At 59.9% G+C, this 7841-nt stretch carries 9 protein-coding genes; 4 read left to right on the forward strand and 5 right to left on the reverse strand.

All coding sequences use genetic code 11. The annotated features are described in order from the left end of the window. Positions 1-90: 90 nt before the first annotated feature. The 4 genes from FQ377_RS14460 to FQ377_RS14475 all read right to left on the reverse strand — a co-directional run bounded on the left by FQ377_RS14460 (position 91) and on the right by FQ377_RS14475 (position 2929). A complete protein-coding gene (locus FQ377_RS14460) occupies positions 91-1092 on the reverse strand; it encodes a DUF262 domain-containing protein (RefSeq protein WP_148601872.1) in 1002 nt (333 codons plus the stop codon). A 255-nt stretch (positions 1093-1347) separates the two neighbouring features. Next, on the reverse strand, positions 1348-1740 hold the full coding sequence (locus FQ377_RS14465) for a DUF1129 domain-containing protein (protein ID WP_148601873.1): 393 nt from the start codon (positions 1738-1740) through the stop codon (positions 1348-1350). Between the two features lie 95 nt (positions 1741-1835). Next, a complete protein-coding gene (locus tag FQ377_RS14470) occupies positions 1836-2552 on the reverse strand; it encodes a hypothetical protein (RefSeq protein WP_148601874.1) in 717 nt (238 codons plus the stop codon). Next, positions 2549-2929 (reverse strand): PadR family transcriptional regulator, encoded by a 381-nt coding sequence (locus FQ377_RS14475; RefSeq protein WP_148601875.1) that lies wholly within the window; start codon positions 2927-2929, stop codon positions 2549-2551. The genes FQ377_RS14470 and FQ377_RS14475 overlap by 4 nt, the downstream gene beginning before the upstream one ends. A 175-nt stretch (positions 2930-3104) precedes the next feature. On the opposite strand from FQ377_RS14475, the gene FQ377_RS14480 reads away from it, so the two are divergent. The 4 genes from FQ377_RS14480 to FQ377_RS14495 all read left to right on the forward strand — a co-directional run bounded on the left by FQ377_RS14480 (position 3105) and on the right by FQ377_RS14495 (position 7376). Next, complete coding sequence (locus FQ377_RS14480) at positions 3105-4592, forward strand: alanine/glycine:cation symporter family protein (RefSeq protein WP_148601876.1); 1488 nt, start codon at positions 3105-3107, stop codon at positions 4590-4592. Between the two features lie 44 nt (positions 4593-4636). Next, positions 4637-5272, forward strand: coding sequence for an HAD family hydrolase (locus FQ377_RS14485; protein WP_222861891.1), 636 nt, complete (start codon positions 4637-4639; stop codon positions 5270-5272). Between the two features lie 239 nt (positions 5273-5511). Further along, on the forward strand, positions 5512-6078 hold the full coding sequence (locus FQ377_RS14490; protein WP_136455663.1) for a recombinase family protein: 567 nt from the start codon (positions 5512-5514) through the stop codon (positions 6076-6078). 452 nt (positions 6079-6530) lie between these two features. Beyond that, entirely contained in the window at positions 6531-7376 is an 846-nt protein-coding gene (locus FQ377_RS14495; protein ID WP_148601878.1) for an Abi family protein, read from the forward strand. A 274-nt stretch (positions 7377-7650) separates the two neighbouring features. Here the strand turns inward: FQ377_RS14495 and FQ377_RS14500 are convergent. Beyond that, a partial coding sequence (locus FQ377_RS14500; protein ID WP_148601879.1) for an integrase core domain-containing protein occupies positions 7651-7841 on the reverse strand: 191 nt, incomplete at its 5' end.

Below are 7841 nucleotides of genomic sequence, written 5' to 3' on the forward strand. Positions count from 1 at the left end.
ATGGGCGGCTTGAGCACCTCCGCGGATCAGCCCTCGGCTTCCGGAACCTCGCCAACTACATCGCCCGATCCCTGCTCGAATCAGGCGGATTCAGACCCGTCCTACACCCTGGTTCGTGAAGAGCCGCATTACGGCGACGCACATTGCCTCGGCTTGTGCAGCGTTGACCTGACTTCCTCCTGGGCGACGGAACGATTTAGGGCCGATCCTATCGTTAATCTCCGAGCACGCTTGGAGGAAGAGGCTTCCAATCTTGTCTTTGGTGATGTCGACATTCCGATTTGTCTTTGCATAATTATTCAAAAAGGTTTTTAGTGGCCGAGAGTAACTCTTACTATTTGAGTACAGCGCTAAAATGCGTAGGATAAGTTCGTGGTCTCGAATCCTTTTTGACCGGGCGCCAAACAGGCTTCGCCACGCATGATCGGTGTTGAGTACCTCCACCGAGGCCATAAGTTCTCCCGCAAATAGGGCGACGCGAATCTCGTGGGAAGTAAGTTGGGTGCCTCCGGAGTTTAGACGTTCGAAAATTTGAAATATCGAGTCATCTACTTCTGACGACCCATCGGCTGCAACGATGGTTGCTTGCATATAGGAGTCATCGAGTTTGAACTGCATGCTTTCGTCGAGAGTTTTGTAGGTTAATCCTTGAAACTCATCTGCAACATTTGTTAGCGCAAATTCTTTGCCGTCATGAAGTCCTGCATAAAAACGCTGAAGGGTTATCAGCCGTTGTTGGCCATCGAGAATCAGCATGCGATTGTCATCCGCCTGCTTAACAAGGAAAATTCCCGGGACTGGATAGCCTAGCAGTAGCGATTCTATGAATCGGTCCATCTGGACTTTCGACCAGACGAAACCTCTCTGGAACCCGGGAATCTGCACAAGCTGTTCCTGCCCATTAAACTGAGGAACCAGCATGGACTTTCTGTCCAAACGCTTTACTAGTCCGTCAATGCTTAGGTCTTGGGTTGCAAAAGTGACTCGAGCGGCCTGCGGTTCGGTGTCGATCAAGTCGGCGAGCTCCTCGTCGCGCAGACTTCGATCATCAGAGCTGGCCAGTTGATTCAGAAGGTCTTCTTCGTCGTTCATGAGTTCAACGTTAGTGGTCCGCGGCCTGTCGGAGCAGAGGTGCAGGAAAATTCATATGCCCTTCTGACCCTTCCCAAGGTTCGGTCCGCTCATATCTCAGTAAAGGATCCCTTGATTGGACGTATCGGGTCCTTTGGCGGGGAGTCAGGGAAGTTGCTGATCGCGGTGGAGAGTGGCGTGATTTGCGGAGTCATTGATTGGTCGACGGACGATCTGAGGGGGATCCTGCCGCGGGACGCAGGTTGTGGGCGCGTGTTACTGAGACCTGGTAGCTGTGGCTGATTTGAATGTCGTGGTGAGAAAGCTGGTGATTACGCCGATAAGGAGTAGGGCTAGCGCGGGCCAGAGCAGCGCTGGTCCTACGTAGTCGCGAAGGTCAATACCGAGGGCGGGTTTCGCTAGGAGCGCGAACACCACGTAGCCGATGGCCATGATCGTGAAGATGATTAAGGCCGGATGTGTCGGGGGCTTCCTCGCCGGGAGTGCAGTTGTGTACCGCTCGGCGTATTCAGCCGGTGTGCCGAAATGATCAGCAGGATTATCGCCGGCCGGTGTGTGGGCCTGGGCCTCTGCGAGGATGTTGGCGATGTCAGGTTCGGGTGTGCCGCGGTAGCGCAACTCAGCCGTGAGGTTTTGGTAGTAGCTCATAGGTCATCTCTTCCTGGTCGGGTCTTCACGAATCTGGGGCGTCTGATGCCACGCCCTGGGGTTGCAGCGCCGAGCAGCTGGTCGTCTGGACGACGTCAGCGCAGTACTAGTGCAAGCCCGAGCATGGCGAGGGCGAGGATAGGGAAGAGCCAGTTGGTGATCTGAACGATGACATTCATTCCGGTTCCGGTGCTCTCGGCGGTCGCCGAGCTGGGGTCGGTGATGTCATCGTCGCCCGGTGTGAGGGCTGACTGGGTGGTGTTCCTAATCGAGAGTGCCACCATGACCAGGGTGCTGCCGATGAGCCAGGGCAAGGGGTCGACGGCCAGCCATGCTTCGGCCCGATCTTCAGGGGCTGTGACGGCTGATAGGACTCCTGAGAGTGCGCCGATACCGCTGAGGCCGACGCAGAGCCAGATCCGGCGGATGATGGCGTCGAGGTAGAGCGGGAGGAAGGCGATGAGCACCACGGGTGTGGCGAGGAAGGCCAGCTGTACAGGGGATACCAGCAGGAGTTCGGACCGGGTCCAGGGAACAACTGCCTGATTGAACAGCAGGAAGGCCAGGAGTCCGAGCGTTGAGGGCCAAAGCGCTTGGCGTATCCAATCGTGTTTCGGCGCGGAGGGAAGCTCGAGCGCTTCGGCGTAGTCACGGGCGGGCCCAAACATTTTCTCGGCTGGTTGACCGGTATCGCGCAGGAGTTCCTTGGCGCTTGCGATGGTATCGCCGATGGCGCTTCCGTGGACCTGGCGTAACCGGAGCTCCATGACGAGCTGGTCGAACCACTTCTTGTCGCTGGTCTGCTGGATCATGAGGAGCCCTCCATGGTCGGTTGGTCGAGGTAGCGGGTCGTGGCATCGGAGAAGCGCAGCCAGTCGGCGCTGAGGCGTATGAGTTCGGTGCGGCCCGTTTCGGTCAGGGCGAAGTATTTGCGGCCGGGCCCGCCGTCGCCGGCCCGCCACTCAGTGGTGACAAGGCCCGCTGTTTCGTATCGGGTGAGGAGCGGATACAGGGTTCCGCCCTTGATGGTGCCGAAGCCGTGGCGCTCCAGTTCGCTGATGATCGCGTAACCGTAGGAAGGGCCGGCGGATAGTGCGCGGAGGCAAAGGAAGCCCAGGGTGGCCCGAAGCCAGTCACTGGGCCAGTCAACACTGCCCGCGACTTGAGGAGATGAGGTGGAGACTTCCATGACTAGATTGTGTCTCTAAGTAGTTAGTCTGTAAAGCCCTTCGACTAACTGATCCGAGAACGACCGGTTGTCTGGCAGTTCCCGGCTCGAGGCCAGGCCCTTTGGGTGTTCGAGGAGCTACTTTTCTCGTGCGAGGTTTCCCGCGTGCGGGCCGGTGTGGGGGATACTGACCGGCATGGATTCTGTGAACGAGTGGTTACTGAGCTGGGGCGATCATCTGTGGACGTGGATCGTCCTGCCCGTCGTGGTGGGTCTGGGGATCTATTTCACGATCCGCTCCGGGGTAGTGCAGGTTCGTCTCATCCCTGAGATGTTCCGGACCCTGACGAATAAGACACCGCGGACCGAGTCTGGGCAGCCGCAATCGGTCTCGGCGTTCCAGGCGTTCACGATCTCCGCGGCGTCGCGGGTTGGGGTCGGCAACATCGCTGGTGTCGCCACTGCGATCGCGGTCGGAGGACCCGGAGCGGTTTTCTGGATGTGGACGATGGCTTTTATCGGCGGCGCATCGAGCTTCATCGAGTCATCGCTCGCGCAGCTCTACAAGGTCCGTGATACCGACAGTTTCCGGGGTGGCCCTGCCTATTACATGGAGCGCGGGTTGAAGGCCCGCTGGCTGGGGGTGTGGTTCGCGGTCATCCTCATCGTCTGCTTCCCCTTCGCGTTCAGCTCGCTGCAGGCCAACACCATCGCGGCGACGGTCACTTCGAGCGTCGGCGGGGACGCGGCGTGGCTGCCCTGGATGATCGGTGCAGTGGTCGCGGTCCTGACGGCACTCGTCGTTTTCGGCGGTGTCCGGCGTATCGCATCCGTCACGCAGTTGCTCGTGCCCATCATGGCACTGGCCTACCTGCTGCTCGGACTCGCCGTCGTGGCCCTCAACCTCGACCGGATCGGGCCGGTGTTCGCCGAGATCTTCACGTCCGCGTGGGGCTTCAACGAGGTCGTCGGCGCCGCGTTCGGGTACATTGTCCTCACCGGGGTCAAGCGTGGCATGTTCTCCAACGAAGCAGGGCTCGGATCAGCCCCCAATGCGGGGGCAAGCGCGGCCGTCACCCATCCCGTGAAGCAGGGGCTCGTGCAAACGCTCGGGGTCTACTTCGACACGTTCCTGGTCTGCTCCATCACGGCGTTCATCATCCTTATTCCCGGGCCCGACCTCGCCGGGGCAGAACGAGGCATCGGCCTGACCCAGGGGGCACTGGTCGGTGCTCTCGGTGACTGGTCGAACATCGCGCTGAGCGTGATCGTCTTCCTGCTGGCGTTCTCGTCCATCATCGGCAACTACTACTACGGCCAGTCGAACATCGAGTTCATCACCAAGCGGCCGGCAGTGCTTGGCGCATACCGGGTACTCGTCGTGGCCGCCGTGCTCGCCGGGTCCGTGGTCGGAGCCGACCTCATCTGGAACTTCGCCGACGGTGTCATGGGGTTGATGGCCCTGACGAACCTCATCGCCATCGGTTTGCTCTCCGGTACCGCGTTCCGGCTGCTCAAGGACTACACGAGCCAGCGACGCGAGGGACGCGACCCTGTGTTCACCCGCACCATCCTCCCCGACCTCACGGGCATCGAGTGCTGGGAGGACGAACTCACCGTCACAGGCCCACTGCACATCCAGAGCATCAACAAGCGCCGTACTTCCCGCTCCAGCCAGCCCTAGTCACTCCGTACTGAATTCAACTCATGCAGCAACCCATGACGAGTGTGACTCTGTTCGACCTGGATGGCGTCCTGACCACGAAGGACACAATGGCTGCGCTGATAGTGCAGCGGTTGAAGCGCAAACCCTTCCGTCTCCTGATGGTCCTCCCGATCTACGCGGTCGCTGTGATCGCCGGATCCCACCGTGAACTCGCGGCACGGGCAAATCGTCTCGCAGTTCAGGTGACCTTCAAGGGCTTGAGCGAGCCAGAGTATCGCGATCTTGCCTCAGGTGCAGGGCGCCGGCTGGCCGCTCAGCCTGGATTCGTTCGTGAGGACCTGATTCAGCATTGCCGTAATACCCAAAAGGCGTCACGCGTCGTGATCGTGACTGCGTCGGAGCTGTGCCTGGTCGAATCTCTGCTCGAAGCGACCGGGCTCCCTGACGTGGAGGTGATCGCATCACGCCTCACCTTCACGGATCGCTCTCCTCGTGTCGCGCTCCACAATGTTGGATACCAGAAAGTCCGGAGCCTTGAAGCAGCAGGGATTCCGGTCGAGCGCGCCACCTTCTACACCGACTCGGCAAGCGACCTGCCCCTAGCGCTCAAGACAGCACAGACAGTGATCGTCCACCCGACCAAGAGATCACGCCGCCGCCTCCTGACCGCATTATCTGGCGCACGACTAATCGAATAATAATTCTCTTGGCTGCGGTCGATGACTCAAGCGCAATCGCACACACCGAGCGCGAGGTCACTTGAATCTGCCACGGTCATGTCGTCGGAACAGCGTCGGCGGCGTCGGACCACCAATGCCCGCGAACGACCGTCCACGAGACATTCTCGGCGGAGAGCGTCGAGAACGGCGTGTCGTGTTCCATGAGTCGTGTCCGAGAACTACGTGCTGTCAGGCACCTTGGCGGTACAGTTTGAGTCATGGCAGCTGTTGGATACGCGCGTGTCTCGACGCGGGAGCAGAATCTCGATGGTCAGACCGATGTGCTCGGGGCGGCCGGGTGCGAGAAGGTCTTCATCGAGCACGCCTCTGGTGTGTTGGCGAAGCGGCCGGCACTGGAGGATGCACTGGAGTATCTGCGGTCCGGGGACACCCTGGTCGTGACGAAACTCGACCGGTTGGGCCGGTCGGTGCGGAATCTGAAGGAAGTCGCCGATGGGCTCGAGCGCCGGGGTGTCGGGTTGAAGGCTTTGTCTCAGGGCATTGATACGACGACCCCGGGTGGGCGGTTGTTCTTCCACATGTTGGCTGCGATCGCGGAGTTCGAGCACGACCTGATCGTGGAACGCACGAAGGACGGCCTAGCCGCAGCCAGGGCCCGGGGCCGCACGGGCGGTGGCCGGGTCAAGATGAGTCCGACGAAGGCCCGGCAGGCGCGGGCCATGTATGACCAGAAGACATACACGGTGCAGCAGATCGCCGAGACGTTCGGGGTTTCCCGCGGCACGATCTACCGGCACCTTGGCGAGGACGTCAGCAGGGGTTGAAGCAGAGCGATGCGACGAGCAGTCACTCGAGCTGAAGAAGCCGTCCAACGCTTGGGAGTACTCCGCGGCGTCGGAGGGCCTCGCGGTCACGACCTGATGCCTCCTAGCTCGTTGGGCGGTTGGGTGGGCTGAGCTTCGGGCAATACGTATAGTCGTTGACCAGTTCAAAGCGTGAGCTGAGGTTCGCCTCCGACGAGCGAGGTACTGGTCATAGGCGGCCGCTATGAGCCCGAAACGGCAAGCGAGCAGCGGGCTGATCGCGCCCGCTAGGTTGTGACCGACATCGGTTGCATAGCGTAACGACCGGTTATATAGTGAGGGCAACATGACCGGTTCCGCCTACTTCGGTAGGTCCAGGGCCGGTCTTCACTTTTGTGGGGGCGCGGTTGACTACACCGGTTAAAGAGTTCAAGACCTACGATCAGCAGGTCGACTTGCTCGTCTCTCGGGGTATGACCATCGATGACCGCGAATACGCCGTGGCGAAGCTGCGAGACGTGAGCTACTACCGTCTGAGCGGGTACTGGTATCCCTTCCGGAAGCTGACAGCAATGGTCGGGGTGCGGGAGGACAGCTTCTTCTCAGGCACGACGTTCGGTGATGTGATCTCGCTGTACGACTTCGACCTCAGACTCCGAACCGCAGCCTCTGATGCTTATGCTCCCGTCGAATTGAGCCTACGGGCACAGCTCGGCCATGAGCTGGGTGAGCTTGACGAGTGCGCACATCTAAAGCCGGCGTTGCTCGGCAAACAGGCGCAGGGAAGCAGCTACACAACGTGGCTGGACAAGTACCGCAAGGAACTCCGTCGGTCCCACGAAGATTTTGTGGCCCACCATCAGAGTAAATACTCTGGAATGCTTCCCGTCTGGGCTGCTGTCGAGATTCTGGACCTAGGCTCCCTCAGATACCTCTACAGTTTTTCGCCACGCTCGGTACAGGACAAGGTGGCTGACGGCTTTGGGTTGAGCTCCCCACAGCTGACATCCTGGATGCGATCGCTCGAGGTCGTGCGGAACGCCTGCGCTCACCACGGGCGTCTTTACAATCGGGTCTATGCAATAAAACCGAAACTCCCGGCCGCTGGGAAGTACAAGGATTTGGATAAGGCACGCTCGCACATGACCCGTTCTTTCGGGCAACTCACACTCATCCAGTACATGCGCAGCGCGCGAGGCATCGGCCGATCTCGCGTCTTATCCGCGATCCTGTCCAGCTACCCGGTAGTGAAAGGTGTCCCGAAAGCCCATGTGGGCATGCCGGACGACTGGGACGATTCAACCCTTTGGGCCGGATGACGGAGCGTCGGCTTTAAACTACTTGACGCAAGCGGCATCATCGTCAGCGGCCCTCACCGAGATGGATTACGGATCCGTCGCATCTAAACCGTCAAGTCTTGCCCTACCGAGCACACTGACTCTCGACCGGTCGCCGCCGTTGACTTATATGGCCACCGTAGGACTGGCGTCCTACGAATGTGATGGCTGCGGGCCTTTCTCGTAGGGGATCCCTTGATTGGACAGGTTCTAGGGTTCGGTCGAGGTGGTTGGGTCCCCGTTAGCAGTCCAGTGGCTATGCGATAGCTAGTTGGTTGTCTGCGGTCCAGCGTTTCCAGTAGGTCGAGGGTGTCATTCCATCGAGGGATCCGTGGGGCCGTTCATGATTGTAGATGTCCTTCCATTCCTGGGCGAGGTACCGGGCTTCGGCCATGGTGTCCAGGATTTCCCCGGTGAGTTGTTCTCTTCTGAATTGGGCGTTGAAGG

The organism is Arthrobacter echini (assembly GCF_008107445.1).
GTDB lineage: Bacteria > Actinomycetota > Actinomycetes > Actinomycetales > Micrococcaceae > Arthrobacter_D > Arthrobacter_D echini_A.